We start from the raw sequence: 21663 nt of genomic DNA on the forward strand, positions 1-21663 counted from the left end.
TGGTACTAGAGAATTTTGCTTAAAACCAGTGCTTTCACTTCTGACAGCGGGATGCGTTCCTGCTCCATGGTGTCGCGGTGACGGATGGTTACAGTACCATCTTCTTTGGTCTGATGATCAATGGTTACGCAGAAAGGAGTACCAATGGCATCCTGGCGGCGGTAACGTTTTCCGATGCTATCTTTTTCTTCATAATAGCAATGGAAATGTTGTCTACATTCATTCACCAACAGTTTTGCCACTTCTGGCAAACCATCTTTTTTAGTTAATGGAAATACCGCCAGTTTAATTGGAGATAATTTGGCCGGCAATTTCAATACCACACGGCTATCCTGTTTATCTGCAGTGCTCAGATCTTCTTCTGCGTAAGCATTACAGATAGTAAGCAGGAACATACGATCCAGACCGATAGAGGTTTCTATCACGTAAGGCACATAGTTCTGATTGATTTCTGTATCGAAGTACTGAATTTTTTTCTTGCTGTATTCCTGGTGTTGTTTCAGGTCAAAATCACCACGGGAGTGAATGCCTTCCACTTCTTTGAAACCAAATGGGAACTCGTATTCAATATCCACGGCAGCATCCGCATAGTGCGCCAATTTTATGTGGTCTTTGAAATGGTATTTAGCAGGGTCGATGCCCAGGCTCAGATGCCATTGCATACGTTCTGCTTTCCATTTTTCGTACCATTCCTGTTGTGTGCCAGGGCGTACAAAGAATTGCATTTCCATTTGCTCAAATTCGCGCATACGGAAAATAAACTGGCGGGCTACGATTTCATTTCTGAAAGCTTTACCAATTTGTGCAATACCGAAAGGCACTTTCATCCTGCCGGTTTTTTGTACGTTCAGGAAGTTGACGAAGATACCCTGTGCCGTTTCAGGACGCAGGTATATTTCGCTCGCTTCATCTGTAACGCTACCTAGCTGGGTGGAGAACATCAGGTTAAACTGACGTACTTCTGTCCAGTTAACGGTACCGCTAACACTACATTTTATTTTATTAGTTTCTATTAATGTTTTCAGCCCTGCGAAGTCGTTTTCCTTCAGCAGTTCATCCATTTGTGCCAGGAGTGCATCGCCAGCTTCTTTGGATAATGTTTCTGCGTGTCCTTCAATGAGGTGATCTACACGGTAGCGTTTTTTGCTATCCTTGTTATCAATCATCGGGTCGCTGAAATTATCCACGTGTCCGGATGCCTTCCAGGTAGTAGGATGCATGAAGATGGCGGCATCGATCCCCACGATATCTTCGTGCAATTGGGTCATGCTTTTCCACCAATAATCCTTGATGTTTTTCTTCAGTTCAGCCCCGTACTGACCGTAATCATATACGGCACTGAGCCCATCGTAAATTTCACTGGACTGAAAAACAAAACCATATTCTTTACAATGCGATATGATCGCCTGGAATTTATTCTGATCTGTAGACATAGTGGCGCAAAGATAAATGCCTATTTTGAAAATACGTATGCGATTATTAAAATATTTGTAAGACTCTGAAGAACAAATAGACTATCCTTCCTGAACCACTTCCGGTTCATGCGGGACCTCTATTTGCTTGATCCAAACGGCGTATTCGTTGGGGTAAATCTGTGCCCCGGAATGCTGTACATATACCCGGGTAAATACAGCCCCAAAGTACAGGATAGCTGCGGAATAGTATACCCAAAGCAGTATAATCACGATAGAACCCGCGGCGCCATAAGTGGAACTTACCTTGCTGGCTCCGAGATAGTATCCTATCGCAAATTTACCAAGCATAAAAAGAATGGCCGTAGCAATAGCGCCTACCCGCACATCTTTCCATTTAATTCGGGCATCTGGCAGTACCTTGAAAATGATAGCAAAAAGTGTAGCTATCACCAGGAAGGGCACTACAAAATCCGCCAGGGAAAACAGGATTCCGGAAGTTATCTTTCCCGGCAACAAGCTCACCACCAATGTGGAGAATAATTCTACCAACCCGTTGATAGCCAAAGATACCAGCAGGATAAAGCCCAGACTCACCACCAGGGAAAAGGAGAGGAGCCTGTTAAGGATCATGCGTAACAGGCCATTCTTTTTAGGTTTTGACTTCAGCCGCCAGATGTGATTAATTGAGTCCTGTATTTCAGCAAATACCCCGGTAGCACCAATGATGAGTGTAACAAAACCGACTATGGTAGCCCAGTTCATATCGCCGGAAAGGGAGGCATTCTTAATCATATCCTGGATCTGCAAAGCGGCGTTACTACCTACCAAACCGCTGATTTGTCCGTAAATATTACCTTCTACGGCATCTTTACCAAGAAACAAATCACAGAAAAAAATGATGATGATCAACATAGGTGCAACGGAGAATATAGTATAATAAGCCAATGCAGCACTCAGCTTCAGTACTTTATCTTCCATGAATTCGCTCCCGGATTGTTTCAGTACCTGCCAGATCTTTTTTAGCTTTCCCTGTTTTTGCATAGCAGTGTTTTATAAGCAGCACACAAAAAGCGTGCAGGCTGCATTAAGATTTTAATTTGGGGTTATTATGATGCCGCTGTGCATCGCGGATATTTTTCTTTTCAAAGTTCTTTTCCAACGCTACCGTCATATCAATGCCAGTTTGATTAGCGATGCATAGCAATACCCACATCACATCAGCCAGCTCATCTGCCAACAGCTTTTTGTTATCACTTTCTTTCGATGACTGATCACCATATTTGCGGGCCATCACACGGGCTACTTCTCCTACTTCTTCTGTGAGTATGGCCATATTGGTCAATTCACTGAAATAACGCACTCCCGTAGTGTTTATCCAGCTATCAATTTTTTCCTGGGCTTCCTGAATGGTCATGGATTAGTTTTTATTTATTAAAGATAACGGATTGACTGCATTGCTGTTGTCTTTATTCCCGGTGATGAGAATCGATGATAATGGTGACAGGGCCATCATTTAACAACGCCACTTTCATATCTGCCCCAAAAATACCTCTTTGAATAGTGGTGCCTAAATCCTGCTCCAGCTGAAGAATCATTTTCTCATACAAAGGGATCGCAACATCGGGCTTACTGGCACGGATATACGAAGGCCGGTTTCCTTTCTTCGTGGAAGCGTGCAAGGTAAATTGGCTCACCAACAATATATCGCCGTGGATATCTTTCACGGATACGTTCATCACTCCATCATCATCATTGAAGATCCGGAGATTCACGATTTTAGCACTCAGCCATTGAATATCATCTGTAGTATCTATATCTTCTATGCCCAGCAGCACCAGTAATCCCTGCTGAATTTGTCCAGTGACAGCTCCGTCTACCGTTACCGATGCGGAACTAACGCGTTGTATAACTACCCTCATGGCTCCATTTTTATGGGTGGGAAATTAAAGCAAATCGGTTGAATCTGTAACTTTTCGCCCCCCGATCACGTTTAAGCATCACCAAAATCTTTTCTCCATGACCCGTATTTGTTACGTTTTATTTATCGGATTTGTTCTATTTACTGCCTGTAAAAGCTCAAAAAAGGATACTCCCTGCGATGGTATTATGTGTGATTCCCCTGCCCAGTTGATGTTTGGATTTAAACTGATAGACCCAGGCACTGGCCGTGATCTGGTGTATGGCCCTGATGCCCGCATACCATTAGACAGCATCAAAATTCAGATGCCCGACACGCTTATGCAGGTTAGACAGTTGATAGATACCGCGAAAAATAAGGCAGTTCTGTTTTCGTATGTGAGAACTCCTCTGTCGCTGCGCGTGGGCAGACCCGGGAAGTTTACATTGGATAAAATGACGTTTTTGACGAAGACGTCCGGCTGCTGCGGATCATTAATATATGGCCTCCTGCTGAATGACAACCCCGTTCCGGTAAAAAAGGACTCATCAGGGATATTCCTGATTCCTTATACTTTATAGGCGTAAGGAACACATTTCCTTACTGACTCCATTGCCCTATAAAGTCGGAAAGCATAAAGAAAAGGGCGTATTCGCTGCAGTTTTAATAAATTGCCCTTCTTTAATGCTTTTTTATATTAAAAATTAAATATACATGAATATCAATGTGACCGCTGAAATCACGTTTCGCACTGCCCGCAGCGGTGGTAGCGGAGGACAAAACGTGAATAAGGTGGAAACCATGGTAGAAGGCTATTTTGATATAATGGCTTCTGCCCTGTTAACCCCGGAACAAAAAACCATGCTGATGGAGAAATTGTCTAACCGCATCAACGCGGATGGTCTGCTCCAGGTGAAATCCCAAACAGAACGTACCCAATTGGGTAACAAGCAGGAGGTGATCTCCAAAATGAACGACATGATCAGCAAAGCGCTGATCCCCCGCAAAAAACGGGTGCCCACCCGGCCATCCAAAGCAGCCCGGGAGAAAAGAATTGAGTCAAAAAAGCGGTTATCGGATAAGAAACAACAGCGCAGGGGCGGATTTGAGTAGCTGGCTGCCGGGTGTTACACTCGTTGGATTCACCCATTAATCTGGCATACATAATCCGTAATTCGTATTTTGCACCAAAATATCTGGGAATTGAGTATCAAGAAACTGGCAGGACAAACGATGTATTATGGGTTAAGCAATATTGTGAGCAAACTGCTCAATTATTTTCTTACCCCTTTCTATCTGACGATTTTAACCCGTGCATCCTTCGGGGAGATGTCTAACGTTTATGCCTATATACCTTTTGCCAATATTGTGCTGACTTATGGTATGGAAACGGCTTTTTTCCGTTTTGCCAAAAAGGAAAACAAAGCGAATGTACTGGGAACCACCACGATATCCCTGCTGCTGTCGACCATCAGTATCACCATCTTATTATTGCTGTTGAAGTCTTCGGTCATAAATTCCTATGCCGGGGAGCTGGCGGGGCTAAATGGTCATCCTACCTATTATACCTATGTGGTGATGCTGATGGCGTTTGATGCGCTCACAGCCATTCCATTTGCCCAATTGCGGCTGGAAGACCGTCCCGTGAGGTATGCAGCTATTCGTATAGCCGGAATCGTTACCACTATCTTCTTCAATATTTTTTTCCTGGTCATCTGCCCGAAGCTATACGCAGCAGGCCACCACTGGGTGCCGGATGTACAAAGCAGCAGCGACCAGACGGGATATATCTACCTGAGTAATATGCTGGGCAGTGCCATTACCCTGGTACTTTTCCTTCCACAGATCCGCAAAATTCAATGGAAATTTGATGCCCGGCTGTGGAAGCAGATGATGCATTATGCCCTGCCACTGATTATAGTGGGCATGGCGGGCATGGTAAATGAAACCTTCGACAGGGCCTGGTTTTTACCTCAGTTCCTGCCGGGGAATAATATGGAAGCTAAAAAAGAAGTGATTGCCCTATATAGTGCCAATTATAAACTGGCCATCCTGATCACCATGTTCATACAGGCATTCAGGTTAGGAGCGGAGCCCTTTTTCTTTAAGCAGGCAGAGAGCGGCGATCCCCGGAAAATGTACGCCCGTATCATGAAGCTGTTTGTGATCATGCTCTGCTTTATGTTCCTGTTTGTAAGTCTTTACCTGAATATCTGGAAAGCTTTCCTCCGGGTGCCTTTCTACTACCAGGGGATGCGGATTGTGCCTGTTTTATTGCTGGCCAATATGTTCCTGGGGATTTATTATAACCTTACTATCTGGTTCAAACTGACTGACCGCACCAAAACCGGGGCAGTGATTACCATACTAACGGCCATTCTTGCTTTCCTGCTGAATTACTGGTGGATTCCGGTGATGGGCTATTATGGCGCGGCACTGGCTACCATGGTTTGCTACTTTATTCAGATGGTGGTGTGCTACGTCTGGGGGCAAAAGTATTATCCGATTCCTTATCATCTCCCTAAACTCATTACCTACGTAGGATTAGCAGTAGGCATCTACTATGTGTTTAACTGGCTGAACGGGCTGGTGCTGTCACCCAAAGATATCTACGCCCTCAAACCCCTTCCCCTCGCAGTAGCAACAGCTTTCTTTGCAGCTTATGCCTGGTTTATTTTCCGTATGGAGAAGAAGGAGTTTGCCCGGTTGCCAGTAATCGGGAAGTATATAGCGAAGTAGCTGTTAGCTTTTAGCTATTAGCTACTAGACTTTAGCGGTTGGCTTTTAGCGACTGCTGTTAGCGGTTCCTTTCAGCTTTTAGGGATGAACAGGTTAGATTAGAAACGGGTTGTGCTTCTTTTCAAAACCAACCGTGGTAGAAGGTCCGTGGCCAGGGAATACCCTTACCTCGTCTGGCAGGACAAACAGTTTTTCCCGGATACTTTGCAATAGGGTGCTGTGGTTGCCTCCTGGCAGGTCGGTACGGCCAATGCTCTGGTAGAACAATACATCGCCTCCAATCACGAAGTGCTGGCCTTCACAGTAGAAAGATACGCTGCCGGGAGAATGGCCCGGTGTAAGCAATACCGTTAGTTCGTCTGTTCCAAAAGGAATGGTTTCTCCTTCCAGCAGGTATCGGCCAGCCATAGGAGAAGGCTCAAAGGGAATATTGTACATAGCAGCAGCTCTCTGGGAATTATCCAGTACCGGCTGTTCCAGCTCATGAAACTCCGGACGCACTTTATACGTATCTGATACGAGTTTATTACCAAAAATATGATCAAAGTGACAGTGCGTATTCAATAATCTTATAACATTTAACCCGTGTGTTTGTATATATTGTAATAATTCTTTTCTTTCGTCCTGAAAATAACATCCCGGGTCTATAATTATACATTCCTTTTTACCGTTAATAAGCAGGAAGGTGTTTTCTTGTAATGGACCAAAAGTGAATTGTTGTATTTCAATCATTGTTACCCGATTTTTTTAGGCTAATTTTAAAACAGATCACAATATTATCAATACTTTCTGTATGAACAGATTTATTACCCGGTTATTATTCCACGGTACCCTATTACTTGGAACGATAGTATCGCAAGCCCAGACCAATACAGTAGAATTCGGCCAAAATCGAGTGCAGTTCAAGAACTTTAAGTGGAGATACTATCAAAGCCGTCATTTCAATACCTATTTCAGTCAGAATGGACTTGAACTTGGTAAGTATGCCGCCCAGGTAGCCGAAAAGGAATTACCTCAGCTGGAACAGTTCATGGAGAGCAATCCCAGACAGCGCATTAATATTGTGGTTTACAACTCCTTCGGGGAAATGAAGCAGTCCAATATCGGTATTGGCGTGGAGTGGCAGAATACAGGAGGGGTAACAAAGCTGGTAGGGAACAAGATGATCGTTTACTTTGATGGCAATCATGAGCACCTCCGCCGGCAGATAAGACAGGGTATTGCCCGTATTATGCTGGAAACATTGCTTTTTGGGGAAGATATCGGCGAATTTGCCGGTAACGCCGCCCTCATAGATTTCCCTAAATGGTTTACAGATGGCTTTATAGGATATGCTGCCGAAAACTGGACGGCCGAACAGGATGAGGAACTGAAACTGATCCTTATGTCCGGCAAATACAGCAACTTTAATGCACTGGCCTATGATCATACCTTCCTGGCAGGTCAGGCTTTCTGGTATTATGTGGAAAGTAAGTATGGTAAAGATGCCGTGCCTTACCTTATGTATATTACCCGTATTAACCGCGGACTGAAAAAAGGATTTGAACAGGTATTGAACCAAACCCCTAAAAAAGCAACTAAAGACTTCTTCGTATTTTATCAGAAACGATTCCAGGAAGATAACCGCAGGAGAAAAACATCCGCCAAAGGCCGCACTATTGTAGCCCAGGAAATAACTCCCAAGTCAGAATACTATCGTTTCAATCCAAACCCTAAGAATAACTCCTATGCAGTAGTGGAGTTTAAAAAAGGCGTATACCGCGTGCAGATACAGCTGGGATGGAACAAACCTAAGGTACTGCTGCGTAGCGGCGTAATGCAACTGGCCAACCAGGTAGATCCTAACTATCCGCAGCTGGCCTGGAACACTAAAGGCAACCGTCTCGCCGTGGTATATGAGCATGAAGGCAAAACCAAACTGATGATCTATGACCTGATTACCCGTACGACTATACGGCAGGAACTGAATCAGTTTGACCGGATAATAGACTTTAAATACATGCCGGTACAGGAAAATACCCTGTTACTCTCTGCCGTGAAAAATGGCCACACCGATATTTTCACTTATAATATCAGCAATTCCAAAACAGACCAGATCACCAATGACGTATATGATGACCTGGATCCTTCCTTTGCTGCCTTCCCTGGCAAAAGCGGTATTCTCTATTCTTCCAACAGGCCTTCGCCCAAAGGAAGAGGTACAGATACTTCGCTGATGAACAGGCCTTTCAATATTTTCATGGTGGACAACTGGAACAAGAGCTCTGAAAAACAGATTACCCAGTTAACGGACCTCCAGTATGGTAACGCCAAACTGCCGATGCAGTACAACACTACCCACTTCACCTTTGTATCTGATGCCAACGGTATCCGTAACCGTTATGCCGGGTTCTTCAAGTCCCAGGCCGATGGTGTGGATTCTTTGTTTTATGTAGGCTCAGAAATTTTGCATAATCCGGAACCGGAAGAACTGGACTCCGCACTGGTCGCCTATGGCACCACGGCCCCGGATTCTATTGAAGCAGTGGCGCTCACTAAAGATTCTACCTATACTTTCCCTATTTCCAACTACCCGTATGGTATACAGGAATCCCGGATTACCGGTGAAAAGGGAGAAGTATCTGAAGTGGTACAATATGCCGATATCAAACGCCTGATGAAGCTGAAAGTAGATACCGTGGTACTGAAGAAAAGAAACATCACCGCCCGTGCTACCAACTTCAGACGCTCACAGATGCATAACGATAGTCTCCGTTTGGGACTCCCCACTTATCAGGCGCCATTAAAAGACACCACTACCCATACCAATTTCTTCCAGAATGAATTTGGCAATGAACCGGCCGACAGCACCGCTACTGGTGAGGCAAAAGGTCCGGCCCTGTTCGAGAAGAAAAGAGAAGACGAACAAATACTGAAGAAATCAAAGCTGTTCCCATATAAATACAAGTTTGCTTCTGATTACCTGATCCTGCAATTGGATAACTCGGTGCTGATTAACAAGTACCAGCCTTTCACCGGTCAGCCGCAAGCCCCTATACGTCTTACCGATCCTGTGAACGGATTAATCAAGATTGGGGTAAGTGATCTGTTTGAAGACTTGAAATTCAATGGTGGCTTCCGGATTCCGTCTTCCCTGCAAGGGTCTGAATATTTCTTCAATGCCAGTTATCTGAAAAAGCGGTTTGACTACAAATTCACGTACTACCGCAAAGTGGATAAGAACTCCGCATTAAACTTTTATGATTCAACCGGCAACCTTACCGCTTCCGGACCTACTAAGTTTATTACCAATATTTACCAGGGAGAAATACGCTATCCGTTTGACCAGGTGAGAAGCATTCGTCTGTCGGCAGGCATACGTACTGATAAACTGGTAGTACAGGCCACTGATAAGCCACCTTTGTTATTTAAAGATCGCAAAGAAACGTATGCATTAATGCGCCTGGAATATGTGTATGACAATACCATTAACCCGGCTATTAATATCTGGAATGGTACCCGCTATAAAATTTATGGAGAAACCAACGCGCAGTTAACCAATAATGGTTTGAATGAGCTGTTCAACCCGGCTACTTCTGCAGCCGCTCAGGGCAGATTTACCTATAACATGGGAATAGATATCCGTCACTATGAAAAGATTTACCGCAACTTCATCTGGGCTACCCGCTTCGCCATGGATATGTCGTGGGGAACACGTAAGCTGCTGTATTACCTGGGTGGTGTAGATAACTGGTTAAATCCACAGATCAATACCAATAACCCAGTAGATATGAGTGTCAACTATGCTTTCCAAACATTAGCTGAAAATCTGCGTGGTTACAAACAAAATGCGAGGAATGGTAACAATGCGATGGTATTAAATACAGAGCTTCGTTTACCAGTATTCGCCACATTTATAGATAAGCCTATCAACTCTGCTTTCCTGCGTAATTTCCAGGTAACCTCCTTCATTGACATAGGTACTGCGTGGAACAAAAAGCTGAGCTTTAAGGATGCTAATTATACCAATTATACCAATCCTACTTCTGGTATCACTACCCGTATTAAAGAAGGATTCCTTGGTCCGTTTGTAGGTGGATATGGCTTCGGTGCCCGTACCACTATTGCCGGCTACTTCCTCCGTGCAGATGCAGGCTGGCCTGCAGTAGCGTTTTTCAGAGGCAGCCCGATATGGTACTTTGGAATGGGAGTGGATTTCTAAACGCGAATTTTTTATCTATTAATAGAAAAGGGAGAACAGATCATGTTCTCCCTTTTTCTTTTTGTGAAATACTGATCAGCTATGTTGTTTCTTTACCAATGGATACATCAGGCTCAGGAAGATGCCCATGCATATTGTAAAAGCCCATGCACTGCGGTTTTCCACGGGATGCAGCACAATGTCTCTCATATCACCCAGCAGGGTAAGCGGATCTTTTACAATATCCCAGCTGTTATACCTTAAGAATCTGCCAATATAAACGCCCATTCCACAAAGGAACATCACCGGGAAAGTGAATAACCAGGCCGGCCAGCGGGAATGGCGCTGACTCCACATGTTTTCCATACTGCGAATAGAAATATATCCCAGCATCATACCATTCCAGGCAAAGGAAAAAATTACAAACAGATCAAACCATAACGGTACCCCTCCGTCAAAGAGGTGGAAGAGATCTGTGAGTATATAAGGCGCATTGGGAATAAACAGCAGCCAGCAAATAAAGCAGCCGTACCAGTTGTAACGGTTCTTTATCTGCTCCGGATGTTTCTCCATCCAGCGGGTAATGGCAAAAGGCACATAAGCCAGGAAAAGGTTCCATATCAGGGAAACACGGAGGTTACTGCCGGTATGGATGACACGACATAAGAGCAACGCCAGACTGAACAGGACAGAGGCATACAGTGTATATTGAGGCCGGGAGCGGCTGATACGGTGTTGTGCTAAACGGATGGTTCTTTTCAATTGCATATGGTTATGATGTTAGATGGTTTTAAAAATATAGGGAATAAATATGACAGCCCCGATAATAGCCGCCGCTATGGCGGCTATTAGTACTGCGCCCGCGGCTACATCTTTGATGAACTTCACTTTGGGATGTAGTTGTGGGGAAAGGTGATCCATTATTTTTTCAACAACTGTATTCAACATTTCCGTTGTCCAAACCAATGCTGTTGCCAGGATGATCCAAATCCATTCCGGCGTGGCTATTTTATACCAGCAACCGGCAGCCACTACAACGAGGGTAGCGATTGCGTGGATGCGTGCATGCGGCTCACTGCGCAGGAAGGCGCCGATACCATTGAATGCGTATCCGAAGCTGGCTAAACGTTTGCTGATATAAGAATTTCCCATGTTCGTTTTTATTGAATAATAGTGGTGTTTTTATGTCCTAACTTATCCCATTTGATGGTCGTACTGAAGTACATGATCAGGGCCAGGATAATAAAGAGTCCTAAGCTTCCCATCAGCAGTGCCTGGTCTTCTGCACTGATGATTACATAAATAAATCCGTAAATCAGTGTAAGTGTGGCTCCTATGCCTGCAGCAATACGGATGCTTTTAAAGGCAGCAGCCGTATATGCAATAATCAGACCTATCGTGAGTACACTGGCAATAATGTAAGCCATAATAAAGTTAATTTGTTCTGAAATAGATATGAGCAGGGTATAAAAAATACAAAGGGCTAATCCGATCAGGGCATACTGTATTGGATGAAGGGCGCGGCGCTGTGATAATTCAATAAAATAAAATACAAAGAAGGTAAGTCCGATGATCATGATGGCGTATTTCACGGCACGCATAGACATCTGATGGCTTTCGGCAGGCATAAATAATTTGATACCGAAGTCGGCGGAGTGGATATTAAACTTTTTTCCTTCCCAGCTTTGGGGATAGCTGCGGTTCAGGTGCTGCACCTGCCAGGAAGCGGCAAAGCCTTTATCGTCTACCCGTCTGGTTTTAGGCGGAAAGGCCTCATCAAAACTGGGATTCGGCCAGCTGGAGTTGATGGCCACTGTAGTGGTTTTACCAATGGGGGAGAAGCTAATCCTACCGGAACCTTTTACGCCCAGCTCCAGAGAGAAATTGCCACTCAATGCGCTGGTGTCTCCTGGTATGATGGCCAACGGTGACTGGATACCACTGTTAAACAGATCACTGCTGACCACCCCCGGGTTAAAAAGGTAGTTCTTACCATTCCACATCATCTGCACCTGGTTATCAATGCCGTGGAGATCGCTGACGCCAATGAGTAATGACGCATGTTCCCAATCTAAGGCGGAAGGAGAGATGTTTAGAGATGCCATAGCTTCTCTGTTAAAAGCGCCACTCAGTTGCAGTTTAGCGTTGTACACCGCTACATTGAAAATACCTCTTTGTAATTTTTCTGGTAAGAGTTCCCCATTGATTTTAAGATTTTCCGGTAACAGGTAAACATAACTGGTTGCGTTTCCCGAAGTGGATTTATAGGGAATGGCCAGCACCGGACCTGTGATGTTCTGTTCATTTCCCCAGCGGCTGCTGACTTCTTTGGAAGCTTCCTCCTGCCTGTCGCGGCGCTCCCATATGAGGTTTTGAATCATGTTGGCGGGTATCAGCAATACCAGTATCAGTATTACAATAATGCCTGCTTTAAGGGCGTAGGCGTACCGGTCGAAGAAAGAAAGTGGTTMATTAGTTGAAGGTTCCATATTTTTATTTTTTAGAAAGTACTTTGCATTTCAAAGTAAATAGGCAAAAAAAATTTATTTAGTGAATTTTATCATGTGCTCCAGGGCAGCAAGATGCCCTTTAAAGGCCTTCTCACCGGCAGCGGTAATAGCATAAGTAGTATTGGTTTTGCGGCCAATAAAGCCCTTATGCACTTTCAGATAGCCATTTTCTTCCAGTGTATTGAGGTGAGAAGCCAGATTACCGTCTGTTACTTCCAGCATTTGCTTGAGGTCATTGAAATTAACTTCCTCATTCACCATCAATATACTCATCACGCCCAGGCGTATACGGCTCTCGAATATTTTGTTTAAGTTACCTATCGGGTTCATGCTATTGATTAAATAGTCCTTTTCCGTTCATATTTCCACCACATCAATGCGCCATAAATGATGTGTAGCAGCCCAAAACCTACTGCCCAAAAATAAAGGCCTTTGCGCAAATAGAAAAGATTAAGTATACCGAGGATCGTTTCACATATGCCCAGATACTTCACATCCGGCAGGGTATATTTGCTGGCATTTATAATGGCCAATCCATAAAATACCAGGCAGGTAGGGGCTACAAGTCCTTCCAGGTGGTTATATAACAACCCCGCAATAAAAGCACCACCGGCTGCCAAAGGAATAGCGGTGTTAATCAGCACTTTCCGCGCGGTTAAATCCCAGATCGGTAAATTATTCTGCCGCGCCTTGCGCCAGGTAAAAAAAGTTCCCCCGGCCAGCGCCGCTGCCATTACAGCTAATCCCAGGGCGATTAAGCGATACTTTAATATCCTGTAATCTGCATCATTGTAGGCACCTACAGCTTCCCATCTGACATAATATGCTACCAGCCAGTTACGCGCTATGAATGCTCCAATCAGCCCGCTGATGCCGGCAGATATTCCACTTAATCCACTCAGCGAAATGAAACGGCTACTCCGCTCCATGAGGCGCTTAATGTCAGTTAATGCTTGCAGATGTTGTTGGTCTGTCATACAGAAAAGTACTTTGCATTACAAAGCTAATAGAAATATTTGAATCTTAAAATATAATTTTTTGTTATAACTGCGTTACCTAAAGGATACCGTCTGCGTAGAATAGAGATAAATAATATAATATTGTTGTCAGATATGGTTGGCTGGAAAAGAATATTAGCAATAATCATCGGCGTAAGCGTTTGGTGTTCGGGTTTGATGGCGCAGCAGTACAAGGTTAGTGGAGTGGTCAGGGACGCGCACTCACAGGAAATCATCCCCTTCGCCACTCTTCAGTTCGTACATACCCAAACCGGTATGGTTAGCAACGCGGAAGGTAAATACCTGTTCGAACTAAATGTTATCCCATCAGATTCACTACTGGTAAGGGTAATGGGATATAACATCCTGAAACTCCCCGTACATAAAGACCTGAAAGAACAGACGATCAATTTTGAAGTCACCCGCTCAGATGTTTCACTGAAAACATATGAAATAAAAGCCAACGTAAACTGGGCCCTGATCCTGCTCAAACAAATTATTAAGCATAAACCGGAGAACAATTATAACCGCCTCGATAATTACAAATATGAGGTGTATAATAAGCTGGAGCTGGACATGAAGAATCTCAATAAAGAGAAACTTGGAAGAAACCGCTTCACTAAACCATTTGCGTTTATTTTTGATAACATAGACAGCACCTCGGAAGACAAACCCTTCCTACCCATTTTCCTCACTGAAACATTGTCGGATTATTATTTCCAGTCGAGCCCCCGCAAGACAAAGGAAGTGATTAAAGCTGCCCGTACCTCCGGTATCGACAATGAAAGCGTGACAAAATTCCTGGGAGGAATGTACCAGAATGTAAATGTGTACGATAACTTCATTCCCGTATTCGATAAACAATTTGTAAGCCCGATACATCATAACGGCGCTTTCTATTACGACTACTCCATTGCAGATACACAATACATCAACGGACAACGGTTTATTAAACTAAACTTCACGCCCAAACGAAAAGGAGAAAATACATTTATCGGTGATCTCTGGGTACATGATACCACCTACGCCGTTCAGAAAACAACCTTATCTGTTCCCCGCGACGCCAATATCAATTTCGTTCATAAAATCAGTATGGTACAGGAATTCCGGCAACTAAAAGACAGTTCCTGGTTCCTGTATAAAGATAAATTTGTGGCCGACTTCTGGGCACCCAGCCCCAGGCCGGGGAAAACGTTTGATTTTATTGGCCGCAAAACAACGAGCTATGATAACGTCATTACAAATGATACCGCTGCCACCAACATCTTCAGTGATAAAAAGTATCCGGAACCTGTAGTGGTAATGGACAGTGCACGCATCCGGAAAGACTCTTTCTGGATGGATAACCGTCCGGAAGACCTCAGCAAAAATGAAGAAGGCATTTACAAAATGGTGGATACCCTTCAGAAAATGCCACTGTTCAGAACGTATTCCAATACCATCCGATTCCTGGCCACCGGGTATAAACCAGTTGGCCCAATTGAGTTTGGCCCTTACTATTACCTGTTTTCACAAAACAGGCTGGAAGGATTCCGTTTAAGAATGGACCTCGGTACTACCCCTAAATTCAATAAAGATCTCTACTTATATGGCTATCTGGCCTATGGCTTCAAAGATCATGTATACAAAGGAAAAATGTCTGCTTTATGGTTGCTGAAAAGGCATCCACGCACCTACATCTATGCAGCCTATACAAAAGATCTGGATAATGGTACTCACTATTATGATGAAGTAGGTACGGATAATATTTTCACACTGGCCATACGCAAGGGTGGAGTGCCACAGAAATTTTTGATGGTAGATGAAAAACGCGTGGAATTCTTCAAGGAATACTACAGCGGTTTCTCTCATCAGATAAACCTGGTACACAAACAGGTAAGGCCATATGAACCATTACCCACAGCTGCATACTATCCAAAAGGACCCAACAACCGGGATCCGCTGACCAGTATGGAAATAGAAGTGAAATTCCGCTACGCTTTCCATGAGCAATTCCTGGAAGGCAATTACTACCGTATCAGTTTAGGCAGTAAATATCCGATTGCAGAGTTGAAACTTGCTGCAGGTATACCTGGCATCGCCAACAGCGGTCAGAAATACCAGCGCGCCTCACTCAGTGTATCCGACTACGTTAAACTACCGCCTTTCGGGTCTATTTACTATAATGTATTTGGTGGTAAAATTTTTGGTACCGTCCCCTACACTTCCCTTGAAGTGCACCCTGGTAATGAAATTTACTACTATAACAAATATGCCTTTAACATGATGAACCGCTTTGAGTTCATCAGTGATCAATACGTAGGATTCAACGTAGAGCATACCATCGGTAATGGTGTATTCGGTTACATTCCATTAATCAAAAAATTAAAATGGCGCCAGTTCTGGACAGCGAAAGGCGTTATCGGCTCTTTATCTGAATCCAACAAACAACTGAACCTTAACAACGGCTATCCATTCAAAACCTTACAGGGCAATCCCTATCTGGAACTGGGTACCGGTATAGAAAATATTTTTAAATTCCTGCGGGTAGACTTTATCTGGAGAGTAACACCGGATGTAACGCCGGGCGAACCTGCCAACAAGCGTTTCGGCGTATTCGGCAGTTTCAAACTACAGTTTTAATTGTTTGCTCATGAAAGATGTAACACATACACCGCTGTTTGAAAGTATCATGGTGGGCGAAATAGATGGCCATCCTTATGATCTGCATAATGATTTTCAATGCATCAAAATACAGTTGGATCCTACCGATAAAAAGCTACAATTAAGGTTCACCAATGATGACTTCAAAATCATTGTAGAGTTTCATCAGGCAACGATTACCAACTTCACGATCCATCCTGAAAAATCAACTGACAGTGGGACCCTTGATCAGTTTTATCGCGGACGATTTAAATACAACAATAACCTGCATGAAATGACGGCACAAGGCAAGTACTATTACTACCTGTCTTTACTCGAAAAAGATGCCATAGAGCTATTTGCTAAAAGTGTTACCCTATCTTTAAGCCGGCTGAATTCGTGATACATGAAGTATGCACGCTACCTGCTGATAGGCTGTCTGCTCATTTCCTGCTCTTATGTTCAGGAAAAAAAGAAGGAGCGGCAAATAAAAACATGGAATGAAAGAATAGGTGCTTATAGAAATACCTTAAGACTGGATATCTTCCTGAAAGTTCACAAAGAAAGCCTGCACATAGACAGCTTCCTGGTGAGCAAATCTACCAACGACAGCAATACAGTATATACCTATCAAAGTGATCAATACACTTTCGCCATTTCATTTGATAGCAGTTATCAACGTTTCACGTATAGAGAGAAGGAGGAGGAAAGTAAACTTTTAACAATGAACAGAGATACTACGTTCACATTAAACGATCATCACTTCCGCGTATTCAAACTATTACTGAACATGGATATACAAGATGGTGGCAGCTGTTATTTCTTCTCTCCTGATATAGGTATCCTGGTGTATAAATCTATGACCTGGCGTAATTCCAGTAATTTATCCTCTCAGAAAAACGGGATGGATCCGTTGATATTATCTGCGTTGCTTATGAAGTTGTATACCGCCAACGGTTTCTCGTCCATAGAAACTCCTGTTCCGCCAGTTCCATCCAATCTCAAATAGCAACGTCCACTAACTTTTAATACCTGCATTATTTATCAAGCCGTATCAGCTGCTTCGCAGATCAGTTTACAAGCCCATTCAATTTCCGCTGGTGTAATAATAAGTGGAGGCACAATGCGCATACATTCTGCGGCAAACAGGAACCAGTCGGTTACCATGCCATTTGCGATACAATAATCAATGATTTTTTTATTAACAGGGAAGCTCTCAAATTCCACAGCTATCATCAATCCAAGAGAGCGGACAGATTTAATAGCAGGGTGTTTCAGCTGTTGAAGAAATAACTGCTCCTTTACTTTTACATCTTTCAGCAAATCCTGATCCAGTAAGGCCTGGAAGCCTGCACGGCCAGCAGCACAATTTACCGGATGCCCGCCAAAAGTAGTAATATGGCCCAGCACGGGGTTGTTGGTTAATGTCCACATTATTTCGCGGGAGGCGATGAAAGCACCTAAGGGCATACCTCCGCCTAACGCCTTACCCAGCAGTAAAACATCCGGTATGATACCGAATTGTTCAAATGCCCACAGTGTACCATTTCTCCCGAATCCGCACTGAATTTCATCTAATATCAATAATGTTCCGGTGGCAGTACATTTAGCACGAAGTGCGTGTAGCCATTCCCGTTGTGGTAAATTTACACCTCCCTCTGCCTGTACCGTTTCTGCAATAACGGCTGCGGTATTATGTGTAATCAGTTCCAGCGAATCAAAATTATTATACTCCAGGTGTTGAATGCCTGGCAACAAAGGCCGGTAGGCATTACGCCAGTATTCATCGCCCAGGATGCTCAGAGCACCCTGCGTAGACCCGTGGTAGCTGCGGTTAAAAGCAGCGATTTCTGTTCTGCCGGTGAAACGTTTAGCCAGCTTCATGGCACCTTCTACGGCCTCTGCACCCGAGTTGGTGAAATATACACAGTCCAGCTGTTCCGGAAGATGTTGTGTGAGCAGTGTGGCGAAGGCCACCTGTGGCGACTGTACAAATTCACCATATACCAACAGGTGCATATATTGCTGCACCTGTTCCTGTATCGCCTTTACTACTGCCGGATGGCAATGTCCTACGTTACATACGCTAATACCGGCAATCAGGTCCAGATACCGTTTGCCATTTACATCCCACATATACATGCCTTCCGCCTTCACTATTTCCAATGCCAGAGGAGCATCAGAAGTTTGCGCTACGTGCTGCAAAAAAAGTTGCCTGTTGTTCATATCACTAACTGCTCTGTTCTTTGCGAAGTTAGAAAACAACTGCTAATTAGTAATTGTTATATTTGTAAAGTAAGCATTAAAACACATTATTATGGCGCACATTATTCCAMTAAAGGGAATTACTCCTCAAATTCCAGAAGACTGTTATATTGCTCCCAATGCTACTATAGTAGGGGATGTAGTAATGGGAAAAGGCTGCACAGTATGGTTCAATGCAGTTGTTCGCGGTGATGTAAACAGTATACGTCTGGGCGAAAATGTGAATGTACAGGATGGTGCGGTGATCCATTGTACCTACCAGAAGTCAAAAACCATTGTAGGTAATAATGTGTCTATTGGCCACAATGCTATTCTGCATGGTTGTACAATTGATAATGATGTGTTGATCGGAATGGGGGCTATTGTAATGGATAATGCCCATATCAGCAGCAATAGTATTATTGCCGCCGGTGCAGTGGTACTCGCCGGCACCAATGTGGAACCAGGTACTATTTATGCCGGAGTGCCTGCCAAAAAAGTAAAAGATATTGATATGGCCCTGATTAAGGGAGAAATAAACCGTATTTCCAAGAACTATAACATGTACGCATCCTGGTATCAGGAGGCGGAAGAAGTAAAAGAACCATAACCTGTTCATGTTATAGAAAAAGGTTATATTGCAGGCAAATACCCTCCTATGAAATCTATTTTGTGCCTGCTCATATTGGGCAACATCCTGTTCACCGGCTGTTCATCGCAGAAAACAGGATGTCCCTCTTCCAATTACTACACGAAAGATATCAAGCAAAGTAACCGCAAGGCGGGTAAACAAATGAGTCGTTTATTTTAAAAAATTACTCATGCGTAAAACCGTCTCCATCGTCTTATTGCTGGCTGTTATCCTGTTAGCCGCCTGTCGTACTCAAAAGAAAGGTTGCCCACAGCCCAGACGCAACTGGGGTGCTGAAAAAGTGCTGGACGAATTAGGTAAACCAAAGAAAGGCTGATCAGTACTGTTCTTCCTGTATTGTTTCCAGGATGGTAGCATAGCTAACATACCTGTCTACATCGATATGCCCTTCCTCTACGGCAACTTTCACTGCACAGCCGGGCTCATTGATATGCAAACAGTTGTTAAACTGACACTGGGTAATATATGGTTGCATTTCCAGGAAATAGTGGGATAATTCCGGCTTGGGAATGTCTACAATACCAAATTCCCTCACTCCGGGGGTATCTATCAGGCATCCGCCAAATGGCAGGTCATACATTTCGGCAGACGTAGTAGTGTGTAATCCTTTGCCGCTCCAGCCACTCACGGCTTTGGTTCTGAGGTCCAGGCCAGGCATCAGCACATTGATCAGAGAGGATTTCCCTACACCGGAATGTCCGGCCATCAGGGTGGTTTTATCTTTCAGCAATGCCCTTACTTCATCTACACTATCGCCTTTGGAAGCAGAGATCAATAAAACCTGGTAACCAATACTGCCGTATAGTTCCTCCAGTTCATCATACTTCTCCGTTTCTTTTTCTTTATAAATATCTTTTTTATTGAACACCAGTATCACCGGAATGTGATAGGCTGCAGCAGTTACCAGGAAGCGGTCTATAAAGCCCTGTGAGGTACGTGGCTCCTTTACAGTGCAGATCAGCATGGCCTGATCCATATTAGCAGCTACAATATGTTTTTTGTTTTTCCCATGAGGGGAGCTGCGCACAATATAATTCTTGCGGGGACCGATTTCCGTTATCATGGCATTTTTGGCATTCGCATCACTGTCGTCCGGCACTATTTCCACTGTATCGCCCACAGCAATGGGGTTGGTGGAAGTAATATCTTCATCTTTCTTGAAAATACCTTTCATTCTTGCCTGAAATGTTTCACCAGTGGTAGTTTTTACCACATACCAGCTTCCCGTTGATTTGTATACTGTTGCTTGCAATAGTTTCTGATATTTTATAAGAGTACCAAAGGTACGGATAAAGCGGAAAGCAAAAAGCTATTGAGGCTGTTTATACATTCGCCTCAATAGCTTTTTGCTTTATCCTTTATGCTTTCCGCCTCTTAGGGCAGGCTTTTGAACAGACTGTAACGCAGTACTACTTCCAGTAGTATACATCCGAGTGCGATCATGGCCAGGAGGAAGAAATGCTCTGCAAAACGTTTGTAGGAGGTAATTTCTACCTTGGTCTTCTCCAGCTGATCAATTTCATTATAAATGCTTTTCAGATCATTGGTATTGGTAGCCCGAAAATATTTTCCACCTGTTTCTTTGGAAATCTTTTTCATCAGCGGTTCATCGATCTGCACGTCCTGCATCACCATTTGCACGCTACCATCCGCCATTGGCATAGGAAACGGCGCTTTACCGATAGTACCTACCCCAATGGTATATACCCGGATTTTAAATGCCTTGGCGATATCCAGTGCGGTGAGTGGATCTATCAGGCCGGTGTTGTTCACCCCATCTGTGAGCAGGATGATTACTTTGCTTTTAGCATGACTGTTGCGCAGGCGGTCTACCGAAGTAGCCAGGCCCATACCGATTGCGGTACCATCCTGTAACATGCCGCTTTTCACCTGCATGATCTGGTTTTTCAATACTGCATGATCAGTGGTGATAGGGCATTGCGTAAAGCTTTCGCCGGAAAACACTACCAGGCCAATACGGTCGCTGATGCGTTTATCCACAAAGTCGGTGGCCACTTTTTTAGCAGCCTCCATACGATTGGGCTGCAGATCTTCCGCCAGCATACTACCGGAGATGTCTATAGCCATTACGATATCAATTCCTTCACTATCTATGCTTTCAGAGGTATTGGAGGTTTGCGGACGGGCCAGCGCTACAATCAGTGCTATGACCGCCAACAGGCGCAGCACCAGTAATAATGGTCTGAAACGCACCTTCCAGGATATCGGTAATCCTTTTAATCCTTCCAGGGAAGAAACCATCATCACACTCTGCCGGCCCTTGCGGCGGGCAAAGTACCAGTATATCAGCACCGGTACCAGCAGCAATAGCCACAGGAAAACCGGGTAGGCAAATTCAATATTTTTCCACGTTGAAAAATCCATCAATTTTCTAATTAAGATCCA

Annotated in this window: 22 protein-coding genes and 1 pseudogene; 10 read left to right on the forward strand and 13 right to left on the reverse strand. The window is 44.0% G+C overall.

Annotation, left to right across the window (positions count from 1 at the left end):
- Window positions 1-5 precede the first annotated feature (5 nt).
- The 4 genes from AC1DCV_RS21210 to dtd form a co-directional block, all read right to left on the reverse strand.
- Entirely contained in the window at window positions 6-1433 is a 1428-nt protein-coding gene (locus AC1DCV_RS21210; protein WP_477025045.1) for a glycine--tRNA ligase, read from the reverse strand.
- 81 nt (window positions 1434-1514) lie between these two features.
- Window positions 1515-2456, reverse strand: coding sequence for a YihY/virulence factor BrkB family protein (locus AC1DCV_RS21215; protein ID WP_441573101.1), 942 nt, complete (start codon window positions 2454-2456; stop codon window positions 1515-1517).
- Between the two features lie 43 nt (window positions 2457-2499).
- Entirely contained in the window at window positions 2500-2829 is a 330-nt protein-coding gene (locus tag AC1DCV_RS21220; RefSeq protein ID WP_441573100.1) for a nucleotide pyrophosphohydrolase, read from the reverse strand.
- A gap of 52 nt (window positions 2830-2881) precedes the next feature.
- Window positions 2882-3334 (reverse strand): D-aminoacyl-tRNA deacylase, encoded by a 453-nt coding sequence (gene dtd / locus AC1DCV_RS21225; protein ID WP_477025046.1) that lies wholly within the window; start codon window positions 3332-3334, stop codon window positions 2882-2884.
- 97 nt (window positions 3335-3431) lie between these two features.
- Here dtd and AC1DCV_RS21230 point away from each other — a divergent pair, with 97 nt between their 5' ends.
- The 3 genes and pseudogenes from AC1DCV_RS21230 (at window position 3432) to AC1DCV_RS21240 (ending at window position 6051) form a co-directional block, all read left to right on the forward strand.
- Entirely contained in the window at window positions 3432-3893 is a 462-nt protein-coding gene (locus AC1DCV_RS21230; RefSeq protein WP_477025047.1) for a hypothetical protein, read from the forward strand.
- 151 nt (window positions 3894-4044) lie between these two features.
- A pseudogene (gene arfB, locus AC1DCV_RS21235) lies at window positions 4045-4425 on the forward strand (alternative ribosome rescue aminoacyl-tRNA hydrolase ArfB); the annotation flags it as partial.
- Between the two features lie 90 nt (window positions 4426-4515).
- The gene (locus tag AC1DCV_RS21240; protein WP_477025048.1) at window positions 4516-6051 is read left to right on the forward strand and encodes a lipopolysaccharide biosynthesis protein; all 1536 of its coding nucleotides are present in this window, start codon (window positions 4516-4518) and stop codon (window positions 6049-6051) included.
- Between the two features lie 93 nt (window positions 6052-6144).
- On the opposite strand, the gene AC1DCV_RS21245 is transcribed toward AC1DCV_RS21240, so the two are convergent.
- Complete coding sequence (locus AC1DCV_RS21245; RefSeq protein ID WP_477025049.1) at window positions 6145-6783, reverse strand: MBL fold metallo-hydrolase; 639 nt, start codon at window positions 6781-6783, stop codon at window positions 6145-6147.
- A gap of 61 nt (window positions 6784-6844) precedes the next feature.
- On the opposite strand from AC1DCV_RS21245, the gene AC1DCV_RS21250 reads away from it, so the two are divergent.
- Window positions 6845-10252: a hypothetical protein gene (locus AC1DCV_RS21250; RefSeq protein ID WP_477025050.1), complete on the forward strand. Its 3408-nt coding sequence runs from the start codon at window positions 6845-6847 to the stop codon at window positions 10250-10252.
- A gap of 75 nt (window positions 10253-10327) precedes the next feature.
- Here AC1DCV_RS21250 and AC1DCV_RS21255 read toward each other — a convergent pair whose 3' ends face one another.
- The 5 genes from AC1DCV_RS21255 to AC1DCV_RS21275 are packed head-to-tail and all read right to left on the reverse strand — an operon-like array spanning window position 10328 to window position 13718.
- The gene (locus tag AC1DCV_RS21255; protein ID WP_477025051.1) at window positions 10328-10999 is read right to left on the reverse strand and encodes a DUF1361 domain-containing protein; all 672 of its coding nucleotides are present in this window, start codon (window positions 10997-10999) and stop codon (window positions 10328-10330) included.
- Between the two features lie 12 nt (window positions 11000-11011).
- Entirely contained in the window at window positions 11012-11383 is a 372-nt protein-coding gene (locus AC1DCV_RS21260; protein ID WP_477025052.1) for a diacylglycerol kinase family protein, read from the reverse strand.
- Between the two features lie 8 nt (window positions 11384-11391).
- On the reverse strand, window positions 11392-12720 hold the full coding sequence (creD, locus tag AC1DCV_RS21265) for a cell envelope integrity protein CreD (protein ID WP_477025053.1): 1329 nt from the start codon (window positions 12718-12720) through the stop codon (window positions 11392-11394).
- Between the two features lie 54 nt (window positions 12721-12774).
- Window positions 12775-13071, reverse strand: a complete 297-nt coding sequence (locus AC1DCV_RS21270) for a winged helix-turn-helix domain-containing protein (RefSeq protein ID WP_133806897.1) — start codon at window positions 13069-13071, stop codon at window positions 12775-12777.
- A gap of 8 nt (window positions 13072-13079) precedes the next feature.
- Window positions 13080-13718 (reverse strand): hypothetical protein, encoded by a 639-nt coding sequence (locus AC1DCV_RS21275; RefSeq protein WP_477025054.1) that lies wholly within the window; start codon window positions 13716-13718, stop codon window positions 13080-13082.
- Between the two features lie 123 nt (window positions 13719-13841).
- Between AC1DCV_RS21275 and AC1DCV_RS21280 the strand changes: the two genes are divergently transcribed.
- From AC1DCV_RS21280 to AC1DCV_RS21290, 3 genes are read left to right on the forward strand one after another with little or no spacing between them, the layout of a single operon-like run.
- Window positions 13842-16361, forward strand: a complete 2520-nt coding sequence (locus AC1DCV_RS21280; RefSeq protein WP_477025055.1) for a DUF5686 family protein — start codon at window positions 13842-13844, stop codon at window positions 16359-16361.
- A gap of 10 nt (window positions 16362-16371) precedes the next feature.
- Complete coding sequence (locus AC1DCV_RS21285; protein ID WP_477025056.1) at window positions 16372-16764, forward strand: hypothetical protein; 393 nt, start codon at window positions 16372-16374, stop codon at window positions 16762-16764.
- A gap of 3 nt (window positions 16765-16767) precedes the next feature.
- Entirely contained in the window at window positions 16768-17370 is a 603-nt protein-coding gene (locus AC1DCV_RS21290) for a hypothetical protein (RefSeq protein ID WP_477025057.1), read from the forward strand.
- A gap of 35 nt (window positions 17371-17405) precedes the next feature.
- On the opposite strand, the gene AC1DCV_RS21295 is transcribed toward AC1DCV_RS21290, so the two are convergent.
- Window positions 17406-18587, reverse strand: a complete 1182-nt coding sequence (locus AC1DCV_RS21295) for an aspartate aminotransferase family protein (RefSeq protein ID WP_477025058.1) — start codon at window positions 18585-18587, stop codon at window positions 17406-17408.
- Window positions 18588-18678: 91 nt separating this feature from the next.
- Here AC1DCV_RS21295 and AC1DCV_RS21300 point away from each other — a divergent pair, with 91 nt between their 5' ends.
- The 3 genes from AC1DCV_RS21300 to AC1DCV_RS21310 are packed head-to-tail and all read left to right on the forward strand — an operon-like array spanning window position 18679 to window position 19573.
- Window positions 18679-19215, forward strand: a complete 537-nt coding sequence (locus AC1DCV_RS21300; protein WP_477025059.1) for a gamma carbonic anhydrase family protein — start codon at window positions 18679-18681, stop codon at window positions 19213-19215.
- A 48-nt stretch (window positions 19216-19263) separates the two neighbouring features.
- A complete protein-coding gene (locus AC1DCV_RS21305) occupies window positions 19264-19416 on the forward strand; it encodes a hypothetical protein (protein ID WP_477025060.1) in 153 nt (50 codons plus the stop codon).
- A gap of 10 nt (window positions 19417-19426) precedes the next feature.
- Window positions 19427-19573, forward strand: a complete 147-nt coding sequence (locus tag AC1DCV_RS21310) for a hypothetical protein (RefSeq protein ID WP_441573083.1) — start codon at window positions 19427-19429, stop codon at window positions 19571-19573.
- Here the strand turns inward: AC1DCV_RS21310 and rsgA are convergent, their stop codons facing one another.
- Both rsgA and AC1DCV_RS21320 read right to left on the reverse strand, forming a co-directional pair.
- The gene (gene rsgA / locus AC1DCV_RS21315) at window positions 19574-20509 is read right to left on the reverse strand and encodes a ribosome small subunit-dependent GTPase A (RefSeq protein WP_441573082.1); all 936 of its coding nucleotides are present in this window, start codon (window positions 20507-20509) and stop codon (window positions 19574-19576) included.
- 122 nt (window positions 20510-20631) lie between these two features.
- A complete protein-coding gene (locus tag AC1DCV_RS21320; RefSeq protein WP_477025061.1) occupies window positions 20632-21642 on the reverse strand; it encodes a vWA domain-containing protein in 1011 nt (336 codons plus the stop codon).
- Window positions 21643-21663 lie beyond the last annotated feature (21 nt).

Source organism: Chitinophaga sp. 10T418 (assembly GCF_056394125.1).